The 25,632-nt window shown below is 54.5% G+C and carries 25 protein-coding genes and 1 pseudogene; 12 read left to right on the forward strand and 14 right to left on the reverse strand.

What is annotated here, in order from left to right; all coding sequences use genetic code 11:
• Positions 1-74 precede the first annotated feature (74 nt).
• From FN082_RS12150 to FN082_RS12160, 3 genes are all read left to right on the forward strand, one after another.
• Entirely contained in the window at positions 75-2,114 is a 2,040-nt protein-coding gene (locus tag FN082_RS12150) for a beta-galactosidase (protein ID WP_139538449.1), read from the forward strand.
• 17 nt (positions 2,115-2,131) lie between these two features.
• Positions 2,132-2,989 (forward strand): arabinose operon transcriptional regulator AraC, encoded by an 858-nt coding sequence (gene araC, locus FN082_RS12155; protein WP_142981627.1) that lies wholly within the window; start codon positions 2,132-2,134, stop codon positions 2,987-2,989.
• 231 nt (positions 2,990-3,220) lie between these two features.
• Entirely contained in the window at positions 3,221-4,537 is a 1,317-nt protein-coding gene (locus FN082_RS12160; protein ID WP_142981628.1) for an MFS transporter, read from the forward strand.
• A 42-nt stretch (positions 4,538-4,579) separates the two neighbouring features.
• Here FN082_RS12160 and nepI read toward each other — a convergent pair whose 3' ends face one another.
• Positions 4,580-5,767 (reverse strand): purine ribonucleoside efflux pump NepI, encoded by a 1,188-nt coding sequence (gene nepI / locus FN082_RS12165; RefSeq protein ID WP_142981629.1) that lies wholly within the window; start codon positions 5,765-5,767, stop codon positions 4,580-4,582.
• Between the two features lie 212 nt (positions 5,768-5,979).
• Here nepI and FN082_RS12170 point away from each other — a divergent pair, with 212 nt between their 5' ends.
• Entirely contained in the window at positions 5,980-6,339 is a 360-nt protein-coding gene (locus FN082_RS12170) for a type II toxin-antitoxin system RelE/ParE family toxin (protein WP_142981630.1), read from the forward strand.
• Positions 6,323-6,646, forward strand: coding sequence for a helix-turn-helix domain-containing protein (locus FN082_RS12175; protein WP_142981631.1), 324 nt, complete (start codon positions 6,323-6,325; stop codon positions 6,644-6,646). The genes FN082_RS12170 and FN082_RS12175 overlap by 17 nt, the downstream gene beginning before the upstream one ends.
• A 24-nt stretch (positions 6,647-6,670) precedes the next feature.
• Here the strand turns inward: FN082_RS12175 and FN082_RS12180 are convergent, their stop codons facing one another.
• A complete protein-coding gene (locus FN082_RS12180) occupies positions 6,671-7,198 on the reverse strand; it encodes an SRPBCC domain-containing protein (protein ID WP_139538443.1) in 528 nt (175 codons plus the stop codon).
• Positions 7,199-7,300: 102 nt separating this feature from the next.
• Positions 7,301-7,753 carry a DUF1198 domain-containing protein gene (locus FN082_RS12185; RefSeq protein WP_112216093.1) on the reverse strand — a complete coding sequence of 151 codons (453 nt, stop codon included), beginning with the start codon at positions 7,751-7,753 and terminating at the stop codon, positions 7,301-7,303.
• Between the two features lie 105 nt (positions 7,754-7,858).
• Here FN082_RS12185 and FN082_RS12190 point away from each other — a divergent pair, with 105 nt between their 5' ends.
• The gene (locus tag FN082_RS12190) at positions 7,859-8,764 is read left to right on the forward strand and encodes a LysR family transcriptional regulator (RefSeq protein WP_142981632.1); all 906 of its coding nucleotides are present in this window, start codon (positions 7,859-7,861) and stop codon (positions 8,762-8,764) included.
• Between the two features lie 46 nt (positions 8,765-8,810).
• Here FN082_RS12190 and uhpT read toward each other — a convergent pair whose 3' ends face one another.
• The 4 genes from uhpT to uhpA form a co-directional block, all read right to left on the reverse strand.
• Complete coding sequence (gene uhpT / locus FN082_RS12195) at positions 8,811-10,202, reverse strand: hexose-6-phosphate:phosphate antiporter (RefSeq protein ID WP_004126843.1); 1,392 nt, start codon at positions 10,200-10,202, stop codon at positions 8,811-8,813.
• Between the two features lie 142 nt (positions 10,203-10,344).
• Positions 10,345-11,664 carry an MFS transporter gene (uhpC, locus tag FN082_RS12200; protein WP_142464209.1) on the reverse strand — a complete coding sequence of 440 codons (1,320 nt, stop codon included), beginning with the start codon at positions 11,662-11,664 and terminating at the stop codon, positions 10,345-10,347.
• Between the two features lie 9 nt (positions 11,665-11,673).
• Positions 11,674-13,155 (reverse strand): signal transduction histidine-protein kinase/phosphatase UhpB, encoded by a 1,482-nt coding sequence (gene uhpB / locus FN082_RS12205; protein WP_185932120.1) that lies wholly within the window; start codon positions 13,153-13,155, stop codon positions 11,674-11,676.
• Positions 13,156-13,172: 17 nt separating this feature from the next.
• On the reverse strand, positions 13,173-13,766 hold the full coding sequence (uhpA, locus tag FN082_RS12210) for a transcriptional regulator UhpA (RefSeq protein WP_142464207.1): 594 nt from the start codon (positions 13,764-13,766) through the stop codon (positions 13,173-13,175).
• Positions 13,767-14,104: 338 nt separating this feature from the next.
• On the opposite strand from uhpA, the gene FN082_RS12215 reads away from it, so the two are divergent.
• Positions 14,105-14,977 carry a DUF6708 domain-containing protein gene (locus FN082_RS12215; protein WP_142465546.1) on the forward strand — a complete coding sequence of 291 codons (873 nt, stop codon included), beginning with the start codon at positions 14,105-14,107 and terminating at the stop codon, positions 14,975-14,977.
• Between the two features lie 51 nt (positions 14,978-15,028).
• Here the strand turns inward: FN082_RS12215 and ilvN are convergent, their stop codons facing one another.
• The 3 genes from ilvN to ivbL form a co-directional block, all read right to left on the reverse strand.
• A complete protein-coding gene (gene ilvN, locus FN082_RS12220; RefSeq protein ID WP_004107116.1) occupies positions 15,029-15,319 on the reverse strand; it encodes an acetolactate synthase small subunit in 291 nt (96 codons plus the stop codon).
• A gap of 3 nt (positions 15,320-15,322) precedes the next feature.
• Complete coding sequence (gene ilvB / locus FN082_RS12225) at positions 15,323-17,011, reverse strand: acetolactate synthase large subunit (RefSeq protein ID WP_142981634.1); 1,689 nt, start codon at positions 17,009-17,011, stop codon at positions 15,323-15,325.
• Between the two features lie 228 nt (positions 17,012-17,239).
• A complete protein-coding gene (gene ivbL / locus FN082_RS12230; protein WP_112216085.1) occupies positions 17,240-17,335 on the reverse strand; it encodes an ilvB operon leader peptide IvbL in 96 nt (31 codons plus the stop codon).
• A gap of 584 nt (positions 17,336-17,919) precedes the next feature.
• Between ivbL and tisB the strand changes: the two genes are divergently transcribed.
• From tisB to emrD, 4 genes and pseudogenes are all read left to right on the forward strand, one after another.
• Positions 17,920-18,009, forward strand: coding sequence for a type I toxin-antitoxin system toxin TisB (tisB, locus tag FN082_RS12235; RefSeq protein ID WP_004107126.1), 90 nt, complete (start codon positions 17,920-17,922; stop codon positions 18,007-18,009).
• Between the two features lie 70 nt (positions 18,010-18,079).
• Positions 18,080-18,525: pseudogene (locus FN082_RS12240) on the forward strand (GNAT family N-acetyltransferase).
• A 70-nt stretch (positions 18,526-18,595) separates the two neighbouring features.
• Positions 18,596-19,429 (forward strand): DMT family transporter, encoded by an 834-nt coding sequence (locus tag FN082_RS12245; protein ID WP_142464204.1) that lies wholly within the window; start codon positions 18,596-18,598, stop codon positions 19,427-19,429.
• Between the two features lie 177 nt (positions 19,430-19,606).
• The gene (gene emrD, locus FN082_RS12250) at positions 19,607-20,791 is read left to right on the forward strand and encodes a multidrug efflux MFS transporter EmrD (protein ID WP_142464203.1); all 1,185 of its coding nucleotides are present in this window, start codon (positions 19,607-19,609) and stop codon (positions 20,789-20,791) included.
• Positions 20,792-20,854: 63 nt separating this feature from the next.
• Here emrD and FN082_RS12255 read toward each other — a convergent pair whose 3' ends face one another.
• From FN082_RS12255 to FN082_RS12270, 4 genes are all read right to left on the reverse strand, one after another.
• On the reverse strand, positions 20,855-22,240 hold the full coding sequence (locus FN082_RS12255; RefSeq protein WP_139538435.1) for a carbohydrate porin: 1,386 nt from the start codon (positions 22,238-22,240) through the stop codon (positions 20,855-20,857).
• A gap of 96 nt (positions 22,241-22,336) precedes the next feature.
• Complete coding sequence (locus FN082_RS12260; protein WP_139538434.1) at positions 22,337-22,639, reverse strand: PTS lactose/cellobiose transporter subunit IIA; 303 nt, start codon at positions 22,637-22,639, stop codon at positions 22,337-22,339.
• Between the two features lie 102 nt (positions 22,640-22,741).
• Positions 22,742-24,064 carry a PTS sugar transporter subunit IIC gene (locus FN082_RS12265; RefSeq protein WP_139538433.1) on the reverse strand — a complete coding sequence of 441 codons (1,323 nt, stop codon included), beginning with the start codon at positions 24,062-24,064 and terminating at the stop codon, positions 22,742-22,744.
• An 11-nt stretch (positions 24,065-24,075) separates the two neighbouring features.
• Positions 24,076-24,387, reverse strand: a complete 312-nt coding sequence (locus FN082_RS12270; protein ID WP_139538432.1) for a PTS sugar transporter subunit IIB — start codon at positions 24,385-24,387, stop codon at positions 24,076-24,078.
• Positions 24,388-24,681: 294 nt separating this feature from the next.
• On the opposite strand from FN082_RS12270, the gene FN082_RS12275 reads away from it, so the two are divergent.
• Entirely contained in the window at positions 24,682-25,623 is a 942-nt protein-coding gene (locus tag FN082_RS12275) for a LacI family DNA-binding transcriptional regulator (RefSeq protein WP_139538431.1), read from the forward strand.
• Positions 25,624-25,632 lie beyond the last annotated feature (9 nt).

Genomic DNA, 25,632 nt, shown 5'->3' on the forward strand with positions numbered 1-25,632 from the left:
CCACGCCCGGAATATATTAACGCTATTCCAGTCACCAGCATTGGCGAATAACGAAACCACGGAGAAAGCTAAATATGGCAGGTCTTTATTATGGTGTGGCCTATTACGATGAGTACATTCGTGAGGAGCGCCTGGAAAAAGATATCGAGATGATGGTTGCCGCTGGCATTAACGTTGTCAGAATTGCGGAATCCACCTGGAGCACGCTGGAGCCTGAAGAGAATACGTTTAATTTCTACCATATCGATCGCGTGCTCGACGCCATGCACCGCGCGGGCATCTCCGTTATTATCGGCACGCCAACCTACGCCATCCCAGGCTGGCTGGCGCGCAAGCACCCGGATGCGCTGGTCACCACGCCAGGTGGTCATGAAAAATATGGCCGTCGGCAGATTATGGATATCGTTAACCCGCATTTTCTTCAGCATGCCGAAAAGGTTATTCGCGCTCTGCTTAATCATGTTCACCATCATCCGGCTATTATTGGCTATCAGGTTGATAATGAAACAAAGCATTATGACAATACCGGCGAATATATAGAGACGGCGTTTAAAGCATCATTGAAAAAACAGTTCCCGGATATCCGCCAGATGAACGATGCCTTTGGGCTTGAGTACTGGAGCAATCGCATTGATTGCTGGGAAGATTTTCCCCCTGTCGCCAGCACTATCAACGCCAGCCTCGGCTGCGCTTTTGCCCGTTTTCGTCGGGAGAAGGTCGCGGAGTATCTGGCCTGGCAGGCCGATATCGTGCGGGAATACGCGCGGCCAGAGCAGTTTGTTACGCAAAACTTCGATTTTGAATGGCGCGGTTATTCTTTTGGCCTTCAGCCGCAGGTCGATCATTTCTCTGCCGCGCAGGCAATGAGCGTTGTCAGCGTCGACGTTTATCACCCAGGTCAGGATCATCTTAGCGGACGGGAAATAGCCTTCAGCGGCGATATGGCGAGAAACCTGAAAAATGGGCGCAATTATTATGTTATGGAGACGCAGGCTCAGGGTTTTGCCAAATGGACGCCGTGGCCCGGTCAATTGCGTTTGCAGGCATTCAGCCATATCGCCAGCGGCGCCAGCATGGTTTCTTACTGGCACTGGCATTCCATCCACAACTCCTATGAAACCTACTGGAAAGGGCTTATCAGCCATGATTTCGCCCCAGGACCTACTTACCAGGAGGCGATGACTATCGGTCAGGAGATGGCTCAGTTGTCCGGCGTTCTTAACGAACTGCGCGTGGAAAACGATGTCGCGATTCTGGTCAGCAATGATGCGATGGAAGCCATGAACTGGTTTAAACCCGATACTCCGCAGCCCGGGCTGAACAACCACGGTCATTACATTTACAACGATATCCTGCGACGGTTCTGGGATGCGCTTTATGACAATAATGTCGCGGTGGATATCATCAACACCCTTGACCCGCAGAGCAGTCAATACAAGGTCGTGGTTATCCCGGCGCTCTACTGTGCAACTGATGAACAGCTTGAGCGTATCAACCAGTTTGTTGAAAACGGCGGCAAAGTACTGATTGGCTTTAAGTCCGGATTTTGTGATGAGAATGTCAGGGTGCGCGCTGAAACCCAGCCTGCAATACTGAATAAATGCTGCGGCGTCAGCTATAGCCAGTTCGTCATTCCAGAAAACGTGGGGCTTCGGGCCGAAGCAGAGACGTTGATTTGCGCCCCTGATGAACGCCCGGAAATGTGGATGGAGTTGCTGACTCCGAACACTGAAAAGACCGCCGTTCTGCTGCGTTATGACCACCCGGTCTGGGGACAATATGCCGCCGCCACGCTGTCGAATTACGGTAAAGGGCAAGCGCTCTATGTTGGCTGTTTGCCCTCCAGTAAGGTGATATTCGACCTGTTTAGCACGCTCTCGTCAGATACGCCGCTGGTCTCCTCTACGCCAGAGTATCAGTGGCCGCTGGTTGTTCGCCGCGCCGTAAACAGCCAGGGCGAGGCGGTGCAATTTATTTTCAATTATTGCGCCACGCCTGCAACAATCAGTACTGAGGCCGAAGTGACGGAACCACTGAGCGGGAAACGGTATCATCAGGGAGAACACGTTGAGATTGATGCCTGGGGCATGCGGTTGTTTGTGAAATCACGGTAATTTTCGCGAGGTGGTGTATGTGTTTTACCTTTGATGCGTATCTGGTGGCTGGATTCACACCGGTTATCCGCAGCGGTCCTCTCGATACCCCGATAGACCGTCCGGACGGAATGGAAGGGTATATTATTAATATTACCGTGAGGGGAAAAGCGTGGGTAAAAACCAAAGAAGGCACATACATTACCTGCGAAAAGAATGACTTACTCATTTTTCCACCCGGCGTGCCACATCATTATGGGCGAGATGAAAACAGCGATTGCTGGGATCACTTTTGGATTTACTTTATTCCCCGTCCTTATTGGCATAATTGGCTCACCTGGCAAGGTAGTGAAGGTGAACCAGGCAAACTTACGTTAAAAAGTGAGCTCGATGGTGAATTAATGAAGACGCTGTTCAGCGAGGCGATTACCTTCTTTTCTGAAGGCGACGCGCTGTCAGAGGCGATATCGATGAACGTCCTTGAACGTATCATCCTGAATTGTTATCGACTACAGGAAGATACACAGAAGAAAACGCGCGATGCCAGAGTGGAGGAGGTCTGTCTCTATTTGAACCGGCATATCACCGAAGATTTGAGCATCGCCGACCTCGCCGCGCAGGTCTGCTTGTCGCCGTCTCGTCTGTCTCATTTGTTCCGCGAAGAGACCGGGCAGACCATTAATGAATGGAAAGAAGAACAGCGGATATATCGCGCTAAAAATATGCTGCAAAATACCGTGCTGTCTATCTCTGATATTGCACAATTAAGCGGATATAACGATGCCTTTTATTTCTCAAGAATTTTTCGTCGCCACTGCGGAGTCTCCCCTCGGCGATATAGAAATAATTATATCAAGCTTATTCCGGATAAAAGCAGCAACTCCAGTGGCACTTGAATTTTAATATACCCTAAATAATTCGAGTTGCAGGACAAGGCACTTGTGCCTTGAACAGCGCTTGCGCTGGCCCCGAAGGGGCGAGGCCATAGGCCGAGTAACGCGGAAAGGGAGTGAATCCCGATGAGCTTACTCTGGTAAGTGATTCGGGTGAACGAGCGCAGTCAACACACCTGCAACTTGAAGTATGACGGGTATAAACACTACCTTTAAAATAAAAGGTTTACTCTAATGAACACGAATAGCACCGATAAAACCATTAATTTGGGTGGGTGGTCTGCGTCAGTCAGTAATGAAAAACAGCCGAAACCCCCAGTACTTTTAGGTCTTGCCGTCGGAATCGGCGCGCTGCTGTGGCTGGCTCCGTTTATGGGGCTCAATTCCGTTCTGAACCCGGCCAAGCTCAGTCGAATTATCGGTGGGGGGTCAGAGGTTAATAATTTTCTTGCTCTGCTTGGCACTCTTGGCGCGGTCACCTCAACGATTACCACCATTATTATCGGCGCGCTGTCTGACCTCACGCGCTCCCGCTGGGGCCGCCGGACGCCGTGGATTTTATCCGGCTCGGTCCTGACCGCCCTGGTGATGGTGGGTCTGGGAATGATTGAAACCAAAGAGCAACTGTGGATTTTTATCCTTCTCTGGTGCTTATTACAGACCTTTATAAACTTTGTTGTTGCACCGCTGATTGCCGTCATTGCTGACCGCATCGCGCCAAAACACCGGGGGTTAATTTCCTCTATTTATGCGGCGGGTTTTATCATCGGTCAGTACGGCGGCCCGGTGGTTGGCGGGTTCTTTCTTAGCGATAGCCATCCAGAGCTAGTCAATACCGGTTATTACGTTCTGGCGGTGGCGATGCTGCTCTCCGGCCCGATTGCGGCAGTCATCATCAAAGAGCCATCCAGCCTCGGCATGCCGCGGCAAAAAATCAACCGCAGCAACTTTGCCCAGTACTTTATTTTTCCGGTACGCAATGCGCGCGACTTTTACCTGGCGCTGTTTGGCAAAATGCTGATTGCCATCACCATTACCGCTTTTAGCGTTTATCAGCTCTTTTTCCTGACCAGCGGAATGGGGCTCAATAGCGCCGATGCCGGGAAGTATATTTCCCTGGCGGGGGTCGCCACGATGATAACCGCGCTGATCTTTGCGCCTATTTCCGGCCCGATTTCCGACAAACTGCGCACTCGCAAAAAGCCGGTGTTTCTCGCCGCCGTGTTGATTGCCGCCGGGACGGTGATCCCGTTTATTTACGGGCAGCCCGCGGCGATGATCTGGTACGGAGTTATTGCGGGTATTGGTTCGGGGATTTTCTTTTCGGTCGATCAAGCACTGAATCTGGAGGTGCTGCCTAATCCCGAAAACTCGGCAAAAGACCTCGGCATCCTGAATTTTGCCAATACCGGTGCGCAAATTCTTGGGCCCGTATTAGGCGCGATTCTGTTTAGCGTGGTGGGTAACCAGTACCTGCCCATCCTGCCTATTCTGGCCGTTATCGCGCTGGCAGGTGGGGGACTGATTATGATGATAAAACAGGTAGATTGAACGTTATCCCCCGGCGAGCACTGCGCCGTCGGGGGCAAATCTTTATGATGAAATCCGCACTTTCGTCGCCACCAGCAGGCCGGTGAGCAGCATCAAAGTACCGGAAATCACCAGCGGTGACAGCAGGCCGAGATGGTCTAACGCCACGCCGCCGACCGCCGCGCCGCAGGTATTGGCTAACTGGATCACCGCCACCTGAATCGACCCGGCTTTCTCTGCCTGATCGGAAAGGGAGCGAGTGATCCACGTTGACCAGCCTACCGGTACCAGGGCGAAGGCAAAGCCCCAGATAACCGCCACCGTCGACGATACAATTTTACTCTCTCCCCACAGCACCAGCACCGCAGCGCTGATGGCCAGCACCACTGGCGCAATCGCCAGTGCCGCTTTTACTGAACGTTTGAGCAGCATGGAAGAGAGCGAGGTGCCAACAAAGCTGGCGATACCGAAGCTCAGCAGCACCAGCGTCAGGCCGTCAACGTCGAAGCCCGCGAGGGTCATATATACCGGGCGAATATAGGTAAAGAAGGCGAACTGACCGGCGAAGGCCATAAAGATGGCGCACATCCCGGCCATCACGCCGGGACGCTTCAGCAGGCCGAGCATATTTTGCTGCTGCGACGACGACTCGCCCGGCAGCGAAGGCAGCGCCTTCAGCACCCAAATCGTACAGACCACGCCCATTACCGCCGCGGCGTTAAAAACGTTACGCCAGCCGATAATCCCGCCAAGGAAGCTGCCCAACGGCGCGGCGATCACTAATGCTATCGACACTGCACCAAAAATTACCGATAGCGCTTTGGGCACCACGCGCATCGGCACCAGCCGCATGGTCAACGACGCCGACATCGCCCAAAAGCCGCCCAGTGCCAGGCCAAGGCAGGCGCGTCCCACCAGCAGTAACGCAAAGCTGTTAGCAAAGGAGACCAGCAGACAGGAGACAGTCAGCAAGACTGAAAACAGAATCACCACGTAGCGGCGGTCGGTACTGCGAATAATCGAAGTGATAAACAGGCTGGCAAACATCGCCACGAACGCGGTGGTGGTGACCGATTGCCCGGCGACGCCTTCAGAAATACCCAGATCCTGCGCCATCGGCGTGAGCAGGCTCACCGGCAGGAATTCAACGGTAATCAGGCAGGCAACGCAGAAGGCCACTGCAAAAACCGCCGACCAGTTTGGTCGCGCCGCCGGGCTGGCGTGTGGCGTGGATGCATTCGAAGGAGTCATAAGTTACCTGCAGGGTTGAATACGGAGAAGCCGCGCAGTGTAACATTTTAAATGTGACGAATTTAACGTTTTGACAACTTTTCAGGCTTTTCAAAGCGCTTGCGTGGCTGCTCGCATAATCAGAAAAACGTGTTTTTAGGTATTTAAGAAGAGTAAGAGGAAGAAATATTATAGCACCTGGTGCTATATTTAAGGTTACAGGATGTCAGCCGATGCGTGTTTTCAAAACTAAATGGTTTACCAGGGAAGCCCGAACCCATGCAATTGATGATGATGAATTATGTACAGCGATTGAGGCAACCATTCAGGGAAAAGCAGATAACCTTGGTGGCGGGGTTTACAAAAAACGCCTCAATAAGAATCGCGATCGCGCAATTATCCTGGCAAAGGGGGCTGAGCATTGGTTTTACACGTTTTTATGCGCCAAACAGGATATCACCAATATCGATAATCGAGAGCTAGCGGCATTCCGTGAGTTAGCCAGGCATTATTCCCTTCTCAGCGAGGAGAAAATGGCCGTATTGGTTAAGCGAAAAGAATTGGTGGAGATTTGTCATGATTGCAAAAACTAAATTCAAAAGCCCAGCTTTTGAAGCTATCCATAGCGCCGCTGCGGGTTTGTACAGTGTTGATGCCATTCCACAGGAGACAATGCGCAGCTTCGATGAAGCCTGTCTCAACAACGTAAGCGATTTTCAACCTGGTGAAATTAAGGCTTTGCGGGAGCATTTCAACGTCAGCCAGCCCGTTTTTGCGCGCTATCTGAACACCAGCGTTTCCACGATCCAAAAATGGGAAAGCGGGGCAAAACGCCCCGGTGGGCTGGCGCTGAAATTACTCAACATCGTGCAAAAACATGGGCTAGAGGTGCTGGCGTAATAGATTACTCCGGGCCACTATCGATTATTTAGCCTTATGCGCCGCTGTCACCAGACCGCAAATCCACTCCTGATGCCCATTAATCATCGGATTGGGTACGGTGCGCGCCAGCTCCTGCGCCGGTACGCCTTTCTGCGACTCCTGGGTCAAAATACGCACCCGCCCGCCGGGTAAATCCTCAAACAGCCAGGCGTGGATCACGTCGAGGCGCGTAGTCTCATCGCCTTCCGCCCAGCCGTGCCAGGCCACGCGCGCTGCTTGTCCGGCGACCGGTGGAACGTACTCGGTGACCTGTGCTTCAATCGGGAAGCCGAAAGTGGAGAAACGAAAGCGGGCGTTGGCGCTCAGCTTCGGGCCGCTGCCGTCGTGAAAACGAATATCGGCGACGTTGCTGTAGTAGCTCGGCCACAGGGTGGTATCGTCGAGCTGCGCCCAGATTTGTGCTGCCGTCAGGCCGCTGACGATGATTTCGTTGGAAGCGAAGTTATCGGTGGTGCCCGGCAGGTAATCTTGCGGCCAGATGATGGCGCTTTGTTGCGATGGCTGTTGCATGGTGAACCTCGTCAGTGTGTGTTTTAACGAGGTCAACTATGCGCCGCAGAGTGATATAAATCGAATCACCATCTTTTATAAACATCATTAAAAATAGTGATATCAGTGTAGCCAGTGGACGCCATCTTCCGGTAAAAACAGCGTGTTATAGCGTTCTTGCAGAGCATGCAGCTCGCTGATTTCCGGCTCCAGCTCGCGGAGGAAACCTTGCGCGAGGCGGATTTGCGCTTCGGTAATCGGTGCTGCAAGGCGGGCCTTTTGCATCAACCGATACCAGTAGTGCAGGTTTTGCTCGCTGCCGTCAACGATCCCCACCTGCCAGATAAGCAGCACCTGAGCGGCATTTTGCAGATGCGCTTCATTAGGCCGCTCAAGGTAGCGCAGATACTCGTGACCGGCGGTTTTTCCCAGCTGATCGATCATCGATTCCAGCGGCACCGGCGTAATGCCTAATCGTTCGCTCAGACGGCGAATTGCACGGCGTGAATCAGAGGTAAGCACCCGAAATCCCACAACAAATACCACTATCAGCGTGGCCAGTCCTAACCAGATCATGCATCCTCTCACTTAATCGCAGCCCCACTATCATAATGGGAATTTGCCTGCTGTCGACTGCCGGACGTACCATAATGTGACTTATCGCGGCTGCGGATAGCTATCATGAAATCTGATATCAGAAACCTCGATCTTAACCTGCTGAAAACGCTGGATGCGCTGCTCGATGAACGCAGCGTCACCCGGGCGGCGACGCGGCTTTCGCTCACCCAACCGGCGGTGAGCGGTATGCTGACCCGGCTGCGCGAAGCCTTTAACGACCCGCTGTTTATCCGCGCCCCGCACGGGATGGTGCCGACCCTGCGCGCTCAGGCGCTGGCCTCGCCGGTTAAACAGCTGCTGACCGATGCCGAAGCCCTGCTGCAGCCCGCTGTTTTCGAACCGCTCAATGCTGATTTCACCTGGACTATTGCCGCCACCGACTATGCGCTGAAAGCGGTGATCGTGCCGTTTATCGCGGCTCTGAAGCCGCTGGCGCCGGGCATCCGCGTGCGCATTATTCCGGAATCGCCCGCCACGCTGTTCGCTCAGACCGAACGCGGCGAAGTGGATATCGCGCTGCTGACGCCGCATTCCACGCCGCCGGATCTGCACAGCCGGGCGCTGTATCAGGAAGAGTATGTGTGCCTGATGCGCGCGGATCACCCGCAGGCTGCCGCGCCGCTGACCCTGGATTTATTCTGCGAGCTGGAGCATGTGCTGGTCTCCTGGCAGGGCGATAGTTTTCGCGGCGTGACTGATGACGCGCTGGCGGCGCTGGGTCGTTCCCGGCGAGTTGGGCTGTCGGTGAGCAGTTTTCTGGTTCTGCCGGAGGTGCTGGCGGTCAGCGATATGATAGCCGTGGTGCCGCGTCGGCTGGCGAAGATGGCATCAGGGATGAAAATCGCCCCGCCGCCGTTGGCGATACCCGGTTTTACCAAAAGCATGGCCTGGCATGAACGCAGCCATCGTGACCCGGCGCAGCAGTGGCTGCGGGAGCTGTTGCACCAGACGGCCCAGCAGGAAGCATAAAAAAGCCCGGCGCAAAGGCCGGGCAAAGTGACTCACACCCAATGACTCAGGCAGTCTGCAAAGTTTGTGTCTTTTTCTGGCGGCGGATTTTACGTTCTTCAAAGACCGCAACGATAGCCATCAGGCAGATACAGCCGATAGCCGCCGCATCCAGCGCGGCAAAGGTGCCCGCCCAGCCGGTGAGGCCGAAAATCGGCGTACCGTCGGCAATCATCCCAAGACCGAGCTTGGCGAAACTGTCGCCGATCAGATAGGCGAAGGTGCCTTTAATCCCATCGGCAGCGCCAATCGCTTTTTTCGGCACAAAGCCTACCGCGGCAACGCCGATCAGCAGCTGCGGGCCAAACACCAGGAAGCCGAGTGCGAACAGCGATGCCAGGTAGACGTACTGATTGCTGGCGTGCTGATAAACCCCGAGGGTAGCAATAATCAGCGCCAGCGCAACGCAGGCCACCAGTGCGCGGCGTCCGTTAGCCAGGTCCGACAACCAACCCCACAGCAGCGTGCCGACCAGCGCGCCCACCTCAAACAGGGTAAAGCCCTGAATTGCCACTTCTTTAGAAAGCTTCAGCTCCTGGAAAGCATAAACGGTGGACCATTGGTCGATACCGATACGTACGACGTACAGGAAGATATTGGAGAAGCACAGCAGCCAGATGACTTTGTTCTTCAGCACGTACTCGACGAAGATCTGCCATTTAGTCATGGCGTTTTCTTCTGTCTCTTTGTCTTCTTCGCTGATCTCTTCGCCAAACAGCTCTTCGGCGTTGCCGAGGCCGTAGGATTCCGGGGAGTCGCTACCAAAGCGCAGGCCGATAAAACCCACAATCAGCGCGATAATCGACGGGAAGATAAACATACCGATGACGTGACCGTCGAACAGGTAGTTGGCACCAAACAGCGCCACGCCCGCCGCGCCCGCGCCGCCGAGGTTGTGGGAAATATTCCAAAAGCCGAGGAAGGTGCCGCGCTTACGCCGAGGCGTCCACTTGGTGATGGTCGAATAGCTGCACGAACCGCCGGTGCTCTGGAAGAAGCCGCTCAGGGCGTAGAAAGCAATCATCAGGAACAGGCTGGTCGACCCCGCGCCCATGCTGGCGCTGAAGCCAAGCATACAGATGGCGGAGAGGATGAGCATAAATGGCAGGAACTGCTTGGTGTTCTTGCCGTCGGCGTAGTAGGAGACCAGCGTTTTACCTACGCCGTAGGTGATGGAGAAGCCCAGGCCAATCATCCCCAACTGCGTCATGCTCAACCCGTAGGTGGAGATCATGTCGTTCTGCGCGATATTAAAGTTCTTGCGAATCAGATACATGGTCAGGTAGCCGATGAAAACCACCAGGTACGACTGCATGAACGGTTTGAACCACATTTTGCGCCGCGCTTCGAGCGGCAGATCCAGGGTTGGCTTGCGCACCTGGTTTAGAAAGGCCAGCATTTGACACTCCCGAGCTAATTTTTATACCTGCGAATGGCAGGCATTGTAAAAATCAGCCAGGTGACACGCCTGAGACAGCGTCCAGGCGAAACCGGGAAAATTTCTTAGTTTTACGCCATTCGACTGAGAAAGGTGAAGTCGGTCACGCTTCGCGCGGTACCTGGGCGTTTAAAAACGGCAGCAGCAGCAGGGCGGAAATACCGGCCGCAATGGCGATTACCACAAAGAATCCAGTCCAGTGCCAAATCTCCATCACCTGCGCCAGCGGCCAGCCGGAGAGCGATGCACCCAAATAGGCAAACAGACCAACAAAGCCGGTTGCCGCCCCCGCCGCCTCTTTGTGCGAGCACTCCGCCGCCGCCATGCCGATCAGCATCTGCGGGCCAAAAACGAAAAAACCGGTGGTAAAGAAGCAGGCCGCCTGCATCACGTAGCTGGCGAACGGCATCAGCCACAGGCCGCCAACGGAGAGCAAAATCCCGGCGGCGAAAATCAGATTCATTGGCCCACGATTACCGTTAAATAACTTGTCAGAACCCCAGCCCGCCACCAGCGCGCCGATAAATCCCCCCAACTCGAACATGGTCACCGCTGAGTTGGCAGTCACCAGATCGACGCCGAGGGTCTCCGACATATACAGGTTGCCCCAGTCGTTAATCGCCGCCCGCACCACGTACACCAGCACGTAACACAGGGAGAGCAGCCAGATATAGGGGTTCAGCAGCACGTATTTGGTGAGGATCTCTTTACGGGTCAGCCCCGCACCTTCCTGCTGCTGGGCTATCTCCAGCTCATCGTGCCGCCAGTCGCCCACCGCCGGTAGCCCTACCACCTGCGGCCGGTCGCGTAGCCGCCAGCAGAGGAACAGCCCGGCGAGGATCGCCAACATCCCGGCAATCATCATCCCCGTTCGCCAGCCGTAGTGCAGTGCTGCCGCGCCAACCACCATCGGGATCAGCGCCCCGCCAACGTTGTGCGCCGTATTCCACAGCGCCCACCAGCCGCCGCGTTCGGTACGCGAATACCATGTCGTCAACAGGCGGGCGCATACCGGCGATCCCCAGCCCTGAAAAAAGGCGTTCAGCGCCCACAACAGCGCGAAGGCCCACAGCGAAGTGGAAAAACCGAACAGAATATTGACGACGCCGGTAGCCACCAGGCCGATGCCCATAAAATAGCGGGCGTTAGAGCGGTCGCTGACGATACCGGAGAAAAATTTCGATAAGCCGTAGGTGATGTAGAACAGCGTTGCCAGCAGGCCGATGTCGCTGCGCGTCAGCACGTTGCTGGCGAGGATTTCCGGTACGGCGGCATTAAAGCTTTTACGGGTGAAGTAAAACAGCGCGTAGCCCAGCCAGATGGTCAGCAAAATATGCCGACGCCAGTAGCGATAGCGCTCGTCCAGCGCCTGTTTATCGACTATCGGTTGAGCGTCCGGCGGGGATTTCAGAAAGGCAAACATCATCGTTCCTCAGGCGTAGCGCAGCGGCAGGCTGACACAAACGCGGGTGCCATGGGTGCAGGAGATGGTTAAGCTGCCGCCCAGCGCCGTAACGCGCTCGCGCATGCCGGTAAGGCCGAAGCCCTGCAGGCCGGAGCCTGGGGGCAGGCCGCAGCCGTCATCTTCCAGTACCAGCATCAGCCGCTGCTCCTGCTGCCAGCCCTGTAACGTAACGGCGCTGGCGCTGGCATGTTTGACGATATTATTCAGCCCCTCCTGGCAGACGCGGAACAGGGTGACGCGCTGGTTTTCACTTAGCAGCGACTCATCAATGCGCCACTCCAGGTGGCTGACCATACCGCGATCCTCCAGCTCCATTTCACGCATCAGCGAACGTACCGCCTGCTCAAGAGTGAGGTCATCCAATTGACGCGGACGCAGGCGGCCCAGCAGACGGCGTACCGAGTCGTAGACGCCGAGTGAGAGCTGCTCAATCAGCTGGCCGCTTTGCCGGACGCTGGCGTTGTTCGGTGCCAGACGCTGCACAATCCCCGCCTGGGTGCGAATCGCGGTGATGGTCTGGCCGATATCATCGTGCAGCTCGCGGGCCACCTCGCGGCGCACGCTCTCTTCGGTTTCCAGCAGGCGCTCTGCCAGACGCTGGTTGCGCACCAGCTCACTTTGCAGAGATTGATTCAACTCGCGTAGCCGCTGAATTCCGGCCCCCAATAGCAGCCCCATCAGGCTTTGCGCCAGCAGCGAAAGCAGTAAATCAACCGGATGATCGTGCCAGGTCTGGCTGGCAATCAGCGCGATGGCGTTCATCAATGTCGCAATCAGCGCGCCCTGCCAGCCGTAGTGCCAGGCGAGAGCGATGATCGGCAGTGCCAGGCAGAAGGGGGTAAAACGCGAGAGTTCGGCAGGCAGCCCGAGCTGTAACCAGAGGCTGATGGTAAACAGCAGCAGATACCAGATAAGGTGCCGCCCGCGCCAGTTCACCGGCTGCGAAACCAGCGATGGCCCCAGCGGCCGCCAGACTGTACTGGTGAGATAGTGCCAGATAACCAGGCAGGTCGGTGCCAGCGTCAGGCCGCCGGTCAGGGTTAGCAGTAGCGCATTCAGCCCCTCTTTGCCTTCCGCCAGCCACGGCAGCGACTGGAGCAGCGCGGCGGCGATAAGCGCTGCTCCCTGACGCAGTAGGGTGAGCCAGTCGCGCTGATGACGATAGCGCGAGATCAGCGCCACCGGCAGAAGGGTCAGCAGGCTTCCGGTCATCAATATTATCGGGTGAGCCAGCGCCACTTCCTGCGCCAGCCAGAAGAGAAGCAGCCACTCCGCGCCCAGCAATACTGGCCAGTAGCCGCGTGGGCATTGCAGCATCAGGCCAAGACGCAGGCCGAAGGGAAATAGCAATACCGCAAGGTCTGGCCGCTCCACCAGGTGCAGGCTGATGCTCCACAGGCAGAACCAGGCGGCACAGAAGATAAAGAAACAGCCGATTACCGAGAGCAGTCGGGAGAGAATCGCTTTCATTGCCAGCTATCGAACATCCGGCGCGCCAGCTCGACGTCGTTACTGACACCGAGTTTTTCCAGCAGATTAGCGCGATGGACGTGAACGGTTTTCGGCGACAGCCCCAGTTCAGCAGCAATCTCTTTTACCGCCATCCCCTGCGCCAGCTTTTCCGCCACTTCGCGTTCGCGTTTGGTGAGCGGGTCCCGCCGCCCGGCCGCCAGCTTTATGGCGATATCCGGCGTCAGGTAGCAGCCGCCTGTCGCCACCGTGCGTACGGCGGCGATCAGTTCATCCGGACTGCATCGCTTGGAGAGAAAACCGCGCGCTCCGGCGTTCAATGCCTGCTCTACCAGCGCCGGACTGTCATGGACTGACAGCATGACGACAGCCATCCCTTTCGGTAATTGGCTCAGCAGCTCAAGCCCGGAGATATCCGGCATCGAGATATCGCAAATGCAGACCTGCACGCCGCGACCGGGCAGTCCCGCCAGCGCCTCGCGCCCGGAACCAAATTCGGCGACGACCTGGAAATCCGCCTCTAGTCCCAGCAGTTGGGCAAAGCCGGAGCGGACGATAAGGTGATCGTCGATAAGGGCGATAGTGGTCATGGCGATTCCTGGCGGGTTAAAAAACGCGCTTACCTTAACGATATAAACTTCATCCTTCAAGCTGCCTCTGCTCCTCTCAGTCACTTACTGAAGTAAGCGCCTGGGGATTCTCAGATTTTTGCCTTGACGACACGCGGCTTGTGTAGCCAGCACGTCATTCACAACGGCGGGAGAGATATTTAATTTTTATGTCTTATTGGCGTAATCGCAATATAATCCTGAAAATCATTCACACGTGAAATACATTATGATTATTTCTGCCAAAGCTCACTGAGTATATTATGTACAGATCTTAACCTGCGTGATATTGTCCCTAAAGAATCAGTAAGGGAATATATATGCATCGACAACCTCACCTCGCAAAACAGACTATTGATGCGCGTTTACTCGACCAAATCAATAAAAAAACGCAGAGTAAAACAGATAAGCTATCGCATAGCAGTAAATTAGCTTATATCAACGATGACTACTGCGAGATTACACGTAATTACACTTCATTTTATGGGATGAACATCCTGGGTATTGCGCTATTCTTACCTGTCGTTATTTTATGCTTTGGCGCGGTGTTTTTTTTCTTATATGACACGATATTTAATTTTGAAACATATCTTGAACTCTGGAGTTCCAGGCCAAACGATCACCTCCTGCTACATTTTGCGTTTTTCGTTATATTTTTTATGACGTTTACCTTCGCGGCCATTGTTAATTACTTTATCTTCGCTCCCCGACACTATCCCGTTCGTTTTAATCGAAAAACTGGCAAGGTTTATGTTTGCGATTATGTTATGTACAGTATTACTTATAAATTAACCTATACTTTTTGGTGGTATCATCCTTTTTATAAGCGAACAAAACCCGAATACAAAGAGTATGACTGGAGCCAGATACAAGCCATCAGTATCTATTCACGCAATAAGCACTCATCATACTCGACAATTCGCTGTGTTGTGTATGACTCCAGCATCAGCACCACTATGATCGATTCCTTTAACCTGATATCGACCGACGCAGGTACGGACGCGATGTTTATGCCTAACTACAAGCTGTGGCTATGGATTAGTAACTATATGAATTTCAACGATGCGTTATTAGATACATCCGTTAATACGAAAGTGGGCATTTATGGCCGTGAAGTAAAGTGGCCTGATGATATGGATAAAATATCTAAAGCATCGTCTTTGGATGAGTACAGAAAAATCTGCTCTGAATAAACCCAGAGCAGATTTTCTTCCCGGCAAGAATATTTCTACCGGGAAGATGAGTTACTCAAAAAAGACGGCAATTTTGCTGAACATGGACGGATCGGACTGGTTGCGTACCACTTTCTCAACGTCTTCCAGCTTTTCGATCTGGCTAATCATCTGCCCGAGGCGCTGATCGTCGTTGACCAATAGCCAGATGCGGCTCTGATTGCTGTCCTGAATCGGCAGGCAAAGAATGCCTTCCACGTTGAAGGCGCGGCGGGCGAACAGGCCGCAAACGTGGGTCATTACGCCAGGATGGTTGCGCACGGTGAGCTGTAGAATAACGTTTTCATGAGTCGCTTGTTGCATGGCTTATTCCCCCACCATTTCAGTATTGGCCGCACCCGGCGGTACCATTGGATACACTTTTTCTTCGGCATCGATACGCACGTGGATCAGCGCCGGGCCTGGGCGGTCAATAATCGCCTGCAGCGCCGCCTGCGGGTCGGCTTCGTTATTTAAATCACAGGTTTGCAGGCCGAAACCGGCGGCGATCTGCATAAAGTTGATCATTCCCGGGTAGGTAGCGGCAAACACGCCCTGCTTATAGAACATGCTCTGCTGCTGATGAACCAGCCCCAGGGCTTCGTTATTCATCAGGATGATTTTCACATCCAGCTGATTTTCCGCCGCCGTCGCCATCTCCTGGATATTCATCATCAGGCTGCCGTCGCCAGAGAAGCAGATAACCTTGCGCTGAGGATTCACCAGCGCCGCGCCAACCGCCGCGGGCAGACCAAAGCCCATGGTGCCCAATCCGCCGGAGGTCAGCCACTGGCGCGGACGGTTCAGCGGATAAGCCTGAGCGGTCCACATTTGATGCTGGCCCACATCAGTGGTCACGATCGCTTCATCGTCAACACAGGCGGCCACGGCGTTAATCAGGCCATAATGGCTGAGCGGATCTTTCTCCTGCGGGATGTTGCAGGGGAATTCACGCTGCAAATCTGCCACCAGCTGCAGCCATTCGCTGCGCGGCTGCGCCTTGACCTGCGGAATCAACTGAGTCAGCACCTCAGCAACATCACCCTGAATCGCCACGTGCGGCTGCTTGATTTTACCCAGCTCTGAGCGGTCGATATCGACATGAATAATCTTCGCGTTCGGGCAGAACTGCTCGGTTTTACCAATCGCCCGGTCATCAAAACGTGCACCTAAAACAATCAGTAAATCAGCTTCTTGCAGAATAAAGTTGGTACTGCGCGCGCCGTGCATCCCCAGCATGCCCAGCGACAGCGGGTGCGCTTTCGGCAGCATCCCCAGCGCCATCAGGGTCAGGGTGGTTGGCAGGTTGGCCTTCTCCGCCAGCTGGCGAATTTGCTCAGGAGCGTTAATCACCCCACCGCCCAGATAGAGTACCGGACGCTGTGCGGCGTTAATCATCGCCGCCGCTTCGCATACGCTGGCGCTGTCGAACTCCGGGGCCGCCATGCGGGTTCCCGGTTCTGGCAGGACGTCCAGCTCAATGGTCGCCGACTGAACATCCTTAGGAATATCTATCCACACCGGCCCCGGTCGCCCGGACTGCGCGATGCGAAACGCGTCGCTCATCACCTGCGGCAGTTCAGCGATATTGCGCACCAGGTAGTTGTGCTTAGTGATGGGGATAGAAATACCGTAGGTGTCGACTTCCTGGAAAGCGTCGGTGCCGATCATCGAAGCCGGAACCTGGCCGGTAATGCAAACCAGCGGAATCGAATCCAGGCGAGCGTCGGCGATAGCGGTGATCAGGTTGGTGGCTCCCGGGCCGCTACAGGCCATACACACCGCCGGTTTACCCTCGGTACGCGCCATGCCCTGGGCGATAAACCCCGCGCCCTGTTCGTGACGTGCCAGAATGTGGCGAATCTGCGTGCTTTGGCTTAATGCGTCGTAGATAGGAAGAATGGAGCCGCCCGGAATGCCGCTGACCGTGGTGATCCCCTGACGCTCCAGTAAATGAACGACTAACTGTGCGCCAGTGAAGCGCGTTTTTTGTGATGTTGTGCCCGAACTTGCCATGCTCCAGTCCTTTTATTCTGGGCCGACTTTACGCGTCGTACTTCACGTTGCTGGTGCGTTGGCTGCGCTTGGTCACCCCAGTCACGTACCTATGTACGCTCCTGGGGATTCGCTCACTTGCCGCTTTCCTGCAACCCGAATTACTTAGCGTATCCGGGCGGGGCTCTTAAACGAAAAACCCCGCTCGGTTTGCGCCGGCGGGGTTTGGAATTCGTGTTGTTCCGGACCCTACGGCGCGTTGCCGACGACGACCACCACAGACACGACGACCACCGCGGCAGGCGCGGTTAGTAGTAGAGTCGAAGTCAGGATGGATGCGTTCATTAGGGACCTGTTGTCTTAAAAAAGTGAATGAATTTATACAAACACAGCTTTTGTCATTTCACAACGGATTTATTTTCAACCAGGAGAAACTGCGTGAAGGATCACATTAATTTGCGGAGGGATAGAAACAAAAAACCCCGCGCGCGGCGAGGTCTTTTGAACAATGTCTTTGCGGTTGGTAGCCGCGAGTACACTGTATTACGTCAACGACAAAAGTATACGCGATCGACGAAGAAGGCGCAATTTCATGACGGTTTTTGCTGATCTAGAGTATGGATCGCACTCGCAGATTTGTCCAAAATATACTGTTCATTTATACAGTAATCATTCTATACTGATGGGGTACGCAGAGTGACATCTGGGGGCCGCACTTTTACCGGCGCAATGAAGTCCTGGCTGAAACGGGTGGTGCCGTCAGCGCCTTAACCCCAGAAGAGCACACTGTGTTACGTCAACAAATACCCTGAATAACTTGGGTTGTAGCCGACAGGCGGCACCTGAAATATGACGGGTATACCCTGGCTGGCAACAGGCGGCGGAAAGGTACGCCAGCCGGTCGTGCTCCTGAACCAGAGGAGACGCGTATGGGCGGAGTGGATATCGTTGTTCTGATCCTGAAACTCATGGTTGCCGTGTTGCAACTACTTGATGCAGTCCTGAAGCAGTTCCGCTGATTCAGGTTCAAGTCGCACCTGGGAGGGGCGGGAAACCGCCCCTCTACAGGCTAACCTGATGGAGAAAACCATGGCACCGCTGTTGATTGCCGCAATAACCCCAGACGATCCCGGTTTTACGGCGCTGCGAGTCGAAAGCCTGGCGCAAAATTACAATATGCTCCGCCGCCTGCAGAGAACTGGCAAAGTGGGGAAAACCGCTTTAACGCCCCGGGAGAAAAGCTGCTGGGTGCCTTTGCGTATGGGCAGCTGGTCGGCGTGTGCGGGCTGAACATCGACCCTTTTAGCCAGCAGCCGCGGGCCGGGCGCATCCGCCATTTATATATCGGTGAGCGCCACCGTCGACAGGGGATTGGGCACCAGCTGCTGGTTTCGGTTATCACTCACTCCGGCGCCAGCTTTGATTTTCTCAACACCCATGCGCCGTCAACGGCCTGGTCGTTTTATGAAAATCTGGGATTTCGCCCGGTGTACGATGAGCCTCAGGTCACGCATCGCCTGTTCTGCTCACTTTAGCCATCGCTGGCTGCCGGGGAGAGCGCATGTTACAGTTCAGTGACGATTTATTCCCCATATCCGGGCCGTAATGACCATCACCGTATTCTGTATTTTGCTGTTCGCTGCTCTGCTTCACGCCAGCTGGAACGCTATCGTTAAAGCGAGCGGCGATAAGATGTATGCGGCAATCGGCGTTAGTGGCTCAGCCGCATTAATCGCCCTCGTTTTACTCCCGTTTGCCCCACAACCCACACTCGCCAGCGTGCCGTTTCTTGCCGTCTCCTGTGCGTTACAGGTGGTGTACACCGTGCTGGTGGCGAAAACCTACCAGGTCTCGGATATGAGCCAGACCTATCCGCTGATGCGCGGAACCGCGCCGCTGCTGGTGGCGATAATCAGCGTCACTTTCCTTGGCGACCACCTCTCGTCGCTGGCGTGGCTGGGAATTGGCGTCATTTGCCTGGCGATTCTGGCGATGGCTTTTAACGGTCGATCCAGTTCAAGTACTGGCATCGTACTAGCGCTGATTAACGCCTGTTTTATTGCCGGTTACACGCTGGTGGACGGAACCGGAGTGCGGCTTTCAGAAACCGCGCTGGGCTATACGCTGTGGACCTTTTTCATGAACGGTTTTTGTCTACTGAGCTGGGCGATGATCGCCCGACGTCCGCAGGCCAGCCGCTATTTACGCCAGCACTGGAAGAAGGGAATGGTCGGCGGCATCGGTACCATGGGCTCTTATGGTCTGGCGCTGTGGGCAATGACTCAGGCACCGCTGGCGGTGGTCGCCGCTCTGCGCGAAACCTCTATTCTTTTCGGCGCGGTTATCGCTTTTATCTTACTGAAAGAGAAGGTGGTTCCACTGCGTATTGTTGCTGCCTGCGGTATTGCCGCCGGGGCGATTCTGCTGCGGCTGTCTTAACCCAGATATGGCAACATTAGTTGCCGATTTTCGTTTACAAAACCTACCTGAAATCCTCCCTGTAATCCCCCTCATAGGGTTGTTCTGTCATTTTAATATGGTAGATTCCTCCATCGTTTGGCGGGTGTGTTAGTCACATATTCTTTATCTTCTATATTTGACAAAGTATTCATCGACATGAAACGGCATAAGAACTTCAATTTGTTGTTGATGCTGGTACTGCTGGTGGCCGTTGGCCAGATGGCGCAGACCATATATATCCCAGCGATTGCTGATATGGCGGTATCGCTCAACGTCCGTGAGGGTGCGGTGCAGAGCGTCATGGCTGCTTATCTGCTGACCTACGGCGTATCGCAGCTCTTCTACGGCCCGCTATCGGATCGCGTTGGTCGTCGCCCGGTGATCCTCGTGGGAATGTCTATTTTTATGCTGGCGACGCTGGTTGCCATCACTACCCATAGCCTGCCGGTGCTGATCGCCGCCAGCGCAATGCAGGGGATGGGCACTGGGGTCGGCGGCGTGATGGCGCGAACCCTGCCGCGCGATCTGTATGAAGGCGCGCAGCTCAGGCACGCGAATAGTCTGCTGAATATGGGGATTCTGGTTAGCCCGCTGCTGGCACCGCTGATTGGCGGTATTCTTGATACCTTATGGAACTGGCGGGCCTGCTACGTCTTCCTGTTGGTACTTTGCGCTGGCGTGACCTTCAGCATGGCGCGCTGGATGCCGGAAACCCGACCAACCGGCGCACCGCGTACCCGGCTTATCACCAACTACAAAACTCTGTTCGGTACCGGCGCGTTTAACTGCTATTTGCTGATGCTGATCGGCGGCCTGGCGGGGATCGCCGTTTTTGAAGCCTGTTCTGGCGTACTGATGGGCGCGGTGCTGGGTTTGAGCAGCATGTCGGTCAGTATCCTGTTTATTCTGCCGATCCCGGCGGCGTTTTTTGGCGCCTGGTTTGCCGGACGCCCGAATAAACGTTTCCCAACGCTGATGTGGCAATCGGTGATTTGCTGTCTGCTGGCGGGGGTGATGATGTGGATCCCTGGCCTGCTGGGCATGATGACCGTCTGGACCCTGCTGGTCCCCGCTGCGCTGTTCTTTTTTGGCGCAGGGATGCTGTTCCCGCTGGCGACCAGCGGCGCGATGGAGCCGTTCCCGTTCCTGGCGGGAACCGCCGGGGCATTGGTGGGCGGGCTACAAAATATCGGTTCCGGCGTGCTGGCATGGCTGTCGGCAATGATGCCGCAGACCGGTCAGGGTAGCCTGGGCCTGCTAATGATGCTGATGGGATTACTGATTCTGCTGTGCTGGTTGCCGCTGGCGTCACGTTTTCATCATCACCAGCAGCCGGTTTAAGGCTGCTGTATGAAGCGTCCCGGGTGCGATATTTACACCGCGACCCGGGATGGTTTCACTCTCTTAGAACCACGCCTCAAACATGCCGCCGAGGTTAAGTGAATCCAACTGATCGTCTTTGGTACCGTTAACTTTCGCGGTACGCTTGTTATCTACCTGGCCTCCGGTCACGTAGAAGCGCAGCATTGGGCGGAACTCAGGGCCCATGCCGATGGCGATGTTCTGCGACAGCGTCAGCTTCCAGCCGTGGTTGTCCCCGCCCTGATCGTAATCGACGCGCTGGTAGCCCGCTTCCAGCCAGGTGGAGTGGACGTCGTTCCAGAAGTACATCGGGCGAACAATCGCACCGTAGTTTTTACGGTTGTCGGTATTGTCTTTGCTATTGTCATAGTCGTGGAAAGCGAGCAGATATTCTACCTGCGCCTGCTGGGTAAACTTGTAGTTGCCTTCGAAGCTGGCGTAGATAGCGGTCAGCCCATCGGTTTTGTTGTAAACGCTGTTATCCGAGTTATCGGAGTAGCGCAGGATAACCTTGTTCACGCCGCTGTCGTCGCTATTGGTATGGCTTAACAGCAGGCCGCCCTGCCACGCATCAAGCTGCTCGTCGTTATCCACCGCTTTGGAATCAAAACCGTAGTTGGCATAAACCTCAACATCGATCGGGCCGGCTTTGATGTTATGGGTTTTGGTGGTCAGCGCATAGTGACCGTTATCGCCAGTGTCGGAGTTACCGGTACAGGTGATGCGTGATGGGTTGGACTCATCGGCCATCACTTCCGGGCTACAGGATTTCACCTGCGATACCGCCGCTACGTCGAACTGTACGCCGCCGATATCGAAGTTTTTCACCCCGGCGCCCTGGCCGTCGTGGTTCATCCAGAAGTAGTCGTTGATACCCTGTTGCGGACGCTGATGGAAGTCGCGGCCTGCCCAGATATAGGCATTGGGGTTGGATTCCAGCACGTTGGTCACGCCAACGTAGGCTTTTTTCAGGTTAACTTCATCACTCCAGTGATCGAACATGACGTTGATATCCCAGATAGCGCCCTTGCTGCTCTTAAAGGCCTTGGTTAACTGGAACTCGCCGCCGTTGCCTTCGTTGCCAAGACGACCAATCGCTGAGGCGCCGTTATAGGAGCCGTCCACGCCGACGTATTTCTGATCGCCGGTCTGGAAGTGTGCACCGTAGCGCGCGTAGCCGCTGAACTTCAGGCCGAACGGCACCGCCATGTCCGGCGATTGCGCGGCGGTTTGTGGGTTGGTCTCCAGATCCACCTTTTTCGCCGCGGCGGCGTCCATTTTAGCCTGGCGATCTGCCAGGGCCTTATCGACGGCCTTCGCCACAATGGCGTCGATTTGTTCCTGAGTAAAATCTTGAGCGAATACGGAAATTGGGCACAGCGCGGCGACGACCGCCATGGCTAATGGCAGCATTTTTACAGTTTTCATAATTATCTCGCTTTTAATAATTCATATATTCAGATAATAGCTATCCCGCCAGGATAAGCTGGTTTTACTTAATATAGGGTACGGCTGAGTTATATATTAACGTTGATACAGATGAATTAACTCTTCTGAAAATTCACGAGCCAGCAGAGAATTCATCAGATGATCCTGGGCATGCACCATAATCAGCGTCATCGGCTGGCGCGCTTCGCCCGCATCCTGCTCGATAAGCTGGGTCTGCATCTGATGCGCCCGGCGAGCGTAACCATCAGCCTCATTAAGTAGCAACCGCGCTTCATCTATATTACCGTTACGGGCACAATGGAGCGCTTCAAAACATAATGAGCGTGACTGTCCCGCGTTAACGATAATTTCCATTACCGCTTCTTCTAATTCAATCATGATAGATCCTGAGGTCATTAACTTTATTATTTAAATAACGCAGTGAAAATCCCTTTTCCGCATTATTTAGGCTGTCATCTTAAAAATATATTCGTTTATTTATTAGCTGACGGTTTCTGCAACCGGAACAGCAGACTTTGCTTTTTCGACTTCAGTTTTCATTAAGGAGCGTTCATAAGCGCGCAGGAACGGAAGATAAATAACCGCTGACATCACCATACAAATTACGCACATGACCACCGGGCTTAGCGTCCAGTTAGCGGCCCATGATGCGCCGATTGGGGCTGGAGTAGTCCACGGCGTTAGCGAAACCACCTGACTGAGCCAGCCGAGACGCGTTGCACCGTAAGCCAGCACGGCGTTGATCATCGGCACAAAGACAAACGGGATAAACATCATCGGGTTCATAATAATCGGTGCGCCGAACAGAATAGGCTCGTTGATATTAAAGAAGCTGGGTACGACGCCCATTTTACCGATGGTGCGCAGGTGGGCTACACGGCTACGCAGCAGCAGGAACGCCAGCGGGAGCGTAGAACCGACGCCGCCGATTAGCAGGTAGTGGTCCCAGAAACCTTGCAGATAGACGTGAGGCAGAGCCGCACCAGCCGCCAGCGCCGCCTGGTTTGCCGACAGGTTGGCCATCCAGAACGGGTTCATAATGCCGGTGACAATCAGCGAACCGTGGATCCCGGCGAACCAGAAAATCTGGCACATCAGGACGGAAAGCAGAATCGCCGGCAGGGAGTCAGAGGCGGAAACCAGCGGCTCCAGCAGGTGCATAATTGCCTGCGGCAGGATCATACCGGTCTGCGCTTCGATAAACAGGTTCAGCGGATGCAGGGTTGCGATCACCACCAGCACCGGGATAAGGATTTCAAACGAGCGTGCAACGCCGGTTGGCACCTCTTTCGGCAGGCGAATCGTAATGTTGTTCTGCTTCAGCCAGGCGTAAACGCGGGTGGAGTAGATAGCGGTGATCAAGGCGGTAAAAATGCCCTGGCCGGAGAGGTACTGGGTGGAGATTTTGCCATCAGCATACGGCGCGGCAACCAGTAAAAACGCCATAAACGCCAGCAGGCCGGACATCACCGGGTCGAGCTGGAACTGGCGTCCCAGGCTGGCGCCGATCCCCACCGAGATAAAGAACGTCATCACCCCCATGCTGAGGTTAAACGGCAGCATCAGCTGCTCGCGATATTGCTGAGAGAAATCCAGCCAGCCGCGGGCGAAACCGTTAGTGGTATCCGGTGAAAAAGGAGGAAAGATAAATACCAGCATGAATGAGCCGATGATCATAAACGGCAATGCGGCAGTGAAGCCATCGCGAATAGCGATAACGTATTTCTGCTGCCCAAGGCGTCCTGCCAGCGGGGTAATTGATTGCTCGATCACGGCAATCATGGACTGATACAGAGAACTCATTTGCACACCTCTTAATGCGCTTCTATCAGCGACAGGGCATAATCCAGGACGTTATCTCCCCGCTGCATTCCGTAATCCATGGTGTTAATTGGCTGGACTGGAATATTCAGGGGCGCGGCTTTCTCAGATAAGTTTTTCAGCATGTATTTCACCTGGGGGCCAAGAAGCACCACCTGGTACTGCGGAAACTGCATGTCAAATTCGGAAACGCCATAGGCGTCAATCTGCACCGGCAGGTTACGTTCCTTCGCGGCATCGACCATCTTTCTGACCAACAGGCTGGTGGACATTCCGGCAGAGCAGCACAGCATAATCTTGTACATCGACGACCATCCTCAAAATGTAAAAAGTTATTGCGTGGATGATTTGATATCAGGCGGAAACCGGTTTCCATTTATAAAAAACAGAACTGTGATAGCCGTCAAGATCTCTCTTTTATAGGGCCGGTTTATTAGATTTCGCTCACATATTTTTGTGGTTTTTGCTACGATTTTCCATGAAACGGAAAATCGGTTTCCAAATAAAAAGGGAAACGGATATACTGCCGCTGGTTATTATTGAAGCGATTCAGGTCTAAGGATTTACAGGGATCGGACCGGCCCTGTCAGGGGAAAATAATGTCTACAATCAACGATGTATCACGGTTAGCTGGGGTGTCAAAGGCCACAGTCTCTCGGGTGTTGAGCGGTTCGCGCGGCGTCAAGGAAGCCAGCCGTCAGGCGGTGTTACAGGCGGCGGAGGAGCTCAACTATCGTCCGAATATGATTGCGCAGTCATTACTGAGCCAAACCACCGGCTGCATCGGTGTCATTTGCGCCCAGGACAACATCAATCAAACCACCAGCTACCTCTACGCTCTGGAAAAACAGCTCAGCCAGCATCAGAAGCATCTGTTGCTGCGTTTTGCCAATACTCGCGCCAGGGTGATGCATTCGCTGGAAGAGCTAACCTGCGGGTTATGCGACGATGTATTAATTATCGGCGCGCGGTTTCCGCTTAATATCGACCGGCCCGACGTGGTGCTGATCGATTGTCTGGAAAGCGAAGGGGCTAACACTATTCATTTTGACCACGCTTTTGCGGCGGAAACTGCCTGTAACTATCTGATAAGTCAGGGTCGGCGTCAGATTGCGCTGATCCACCCGCAGGTTAGCGGCTTTGCCGATCAGGTATTGCTCGGATACAAACATGCCCTGGAAAAGGCTTTCCTGCCGTTTAATCGCAACCTGGTTTTCCTCGACAGCCATTCGCCGTCGGTAGCGGTGCAGGAGCTGGTAAACAACGCGACAACCCTGAATTTCAATGCTCTGCTGGTTGCGAATGAGCAGCAGGCGCAGCTGGTGGTCCCGCAGCTTCAGGCCTTCAATCGCGCGGTGCCGGAAAAAGTGATGGTGTTCAGCCTTGCGGGCTCGTTACAGCTGCCCGGTATTCCGACGATTCCGGCGATTGAATATTCAATGGACGCTATGGCCAGCCGGATAGTCAACTGGCTGACCGAAAAGACGCAAATGCTTGGCAGCAGCCCGCTACGCGGGGATTTGATCATTCCGAACCGCTGATTGCGGACA

Source organism: Klebsiella spallanzanii (genome assembly GCF_902158555.1).
Taxonomy (GTDB): domain Bacteria; phylum Pseudomonadota; class Gammaproteobacteria; order Enterobacterales; family Enterobacteriaceae; genus Klebsiella; species Klebsiella spallanzanii.

Coding starts and splice junctions, on each gene's coding strand:
- FN082_RS12150 (WP_139538449.1), top strand. CDS start 75: ATGGCAGGTCTTTATTATGGTGTGGCCTATTACGATGAGTACATTCGT.
- araC (WP_142981627.1), top strand. CDS start 2,132: ATGTGTTTTACCTTTGATGCGTATCTGGTGGCTGGATTCACACCGGTT.
- FN082_RS12160 (WP_142981628.1), top strand. CDS start 3,221: ATGAACACGAATAGCACCGATAAAACCATTAATTTGGGTGGGTGGTCT.
- nepI (WP_142981629.1), bottom strand. CDS start 5,767: ATGACTCCTTCGAATGCATCCACGCCACACGCCAGCCCGGCGGCGCGA.
- FN082_RS12170 (WP_142981630.1), top strand. CDS start 5,980: ATGCGTGTTTTCAAAACTAAATGGTTTACCAGGGAAGCCCGAACCCAT.
- FN082_RS12175 (WP_142981631.1), top strand. CDS start 6,323: ATGATTGCAAAAACTAAATTCAAAAGCCCAGCTTTTGAAGCTATCCAT.
- FN082_RS12180 (WP_139538443.1), bottom strand. CDS start 7,198: ATGCAACAGCCATCGCAACAAAGCGCCATCATCTGGCCGCAAGATTAC.
- FN082_RS12185 (WP_112216093.1), bottom strand. CDS start 7,753: ATGATCTGGTTAGGACTGGCCACGCTGATAGTGGTATTTGTTGTGGGA.
- FN082_RS12190 (WP_142981632.1), top strand. CDS start 7,859: ATGAAATCTGATATCAGAAACCTCGATCTTAACCTGCTGAAAACGCTG.
- uhpT (WP_004126843.1), bottom strand. CDS start 10,202: ATGCTGGCCTTTCTAAACCAGGTGCGCAAGCCAACCCTGGATCTGCCG.
- uhpC (WP_142464209.1), bottom strand. CDS start 11,664: ATGTTTGCCTTTCTGAAATCCCCGCCGGACGCTCAACCGATAGTCGAT.
- uhpA (WP_142464207.1), bottom strand. CDS start 13,766: ATGACCACTATCGCCCTTATCGACGATCACCTTATCGTCCGCTCCGGC.
- FN082_RS12215 (WP_142465546.1), top strand. CDS start 14,105: ATGCATCGACAACCTCACCTCGCAAAACAGACTATTGATGCGCGTTTA.
- ilvN (WP_004107116.1), bottom strand. CDS start 15,319: ATGCAACAAGCGACTCATGAAAACGTTATTCTACAGCTCACCGTGCGC.
- ilvB (WP_142981634.1), bottom strand. CDS start 17,011: ATGGCAAGTTCGGGCACAACATCACAAAAAACGCGCTTCACTGGCGCA.
- ivbL (WP_112216085.1), bottom strand. CDS start 17,335: ATGAACGCATCCATCCTGACTTCGACTCTACTACTAACCGCGCCTGCC.
- tisB (WP_004107126.1), top strand. CDS start 17,920: ATGGGCGGAGTGGATATCGTTGTTCTGATCCTGAAACTCATGGTTGCC.
- FN082_RS12245 (WP_142464204.1), top strand. CDS start 18,596: ATGACCATCACCGTATTCTGTATTTTGCTGTTCGCTGCTCTGCTTCAC.
- emrD (WP_142464203.1), top strand. CDS start 19,607: ATGAAACGGCATAAGAACTTCAATTTGTTGTTGATGCTGGTACTGCTG.
- FN082_RS12255 (WP_139538435.1), bottom strand. CDS start 22,240: ATGAAAACTGTAAAAATGCTGCCATTAGCCATGGCGGTCGTCGCCGCG.
- FN082_RS12260 (WP_139538434.1), bottom strand. CDS start 22,639: ATGATTGAATTAGAAGAAGCGGTAATGGAAATTATCGTTAACGCGGGA.
- FN082_RS12265 (WP_139538433.1), bottom strand. CDS start 24,064: ATGAGTTCTCTGTATCAGTCCATGATTGCCGTGATCGAGCAATCAATT.
- FN082_RS12270 (WP_139538432.1), bottom strand. CDS start 24,387: ATGTACAAGATTATGCTGTGCTGCTCTGCCGGAATGTCCACCAGCCTG.
- FN082_RS12275 (WP_139538431.1), top strand. CDS start 24,682: ATGTCTACAATCAACGATGTATCACGGTTAGCTGGGGTGTCAAAGGCC.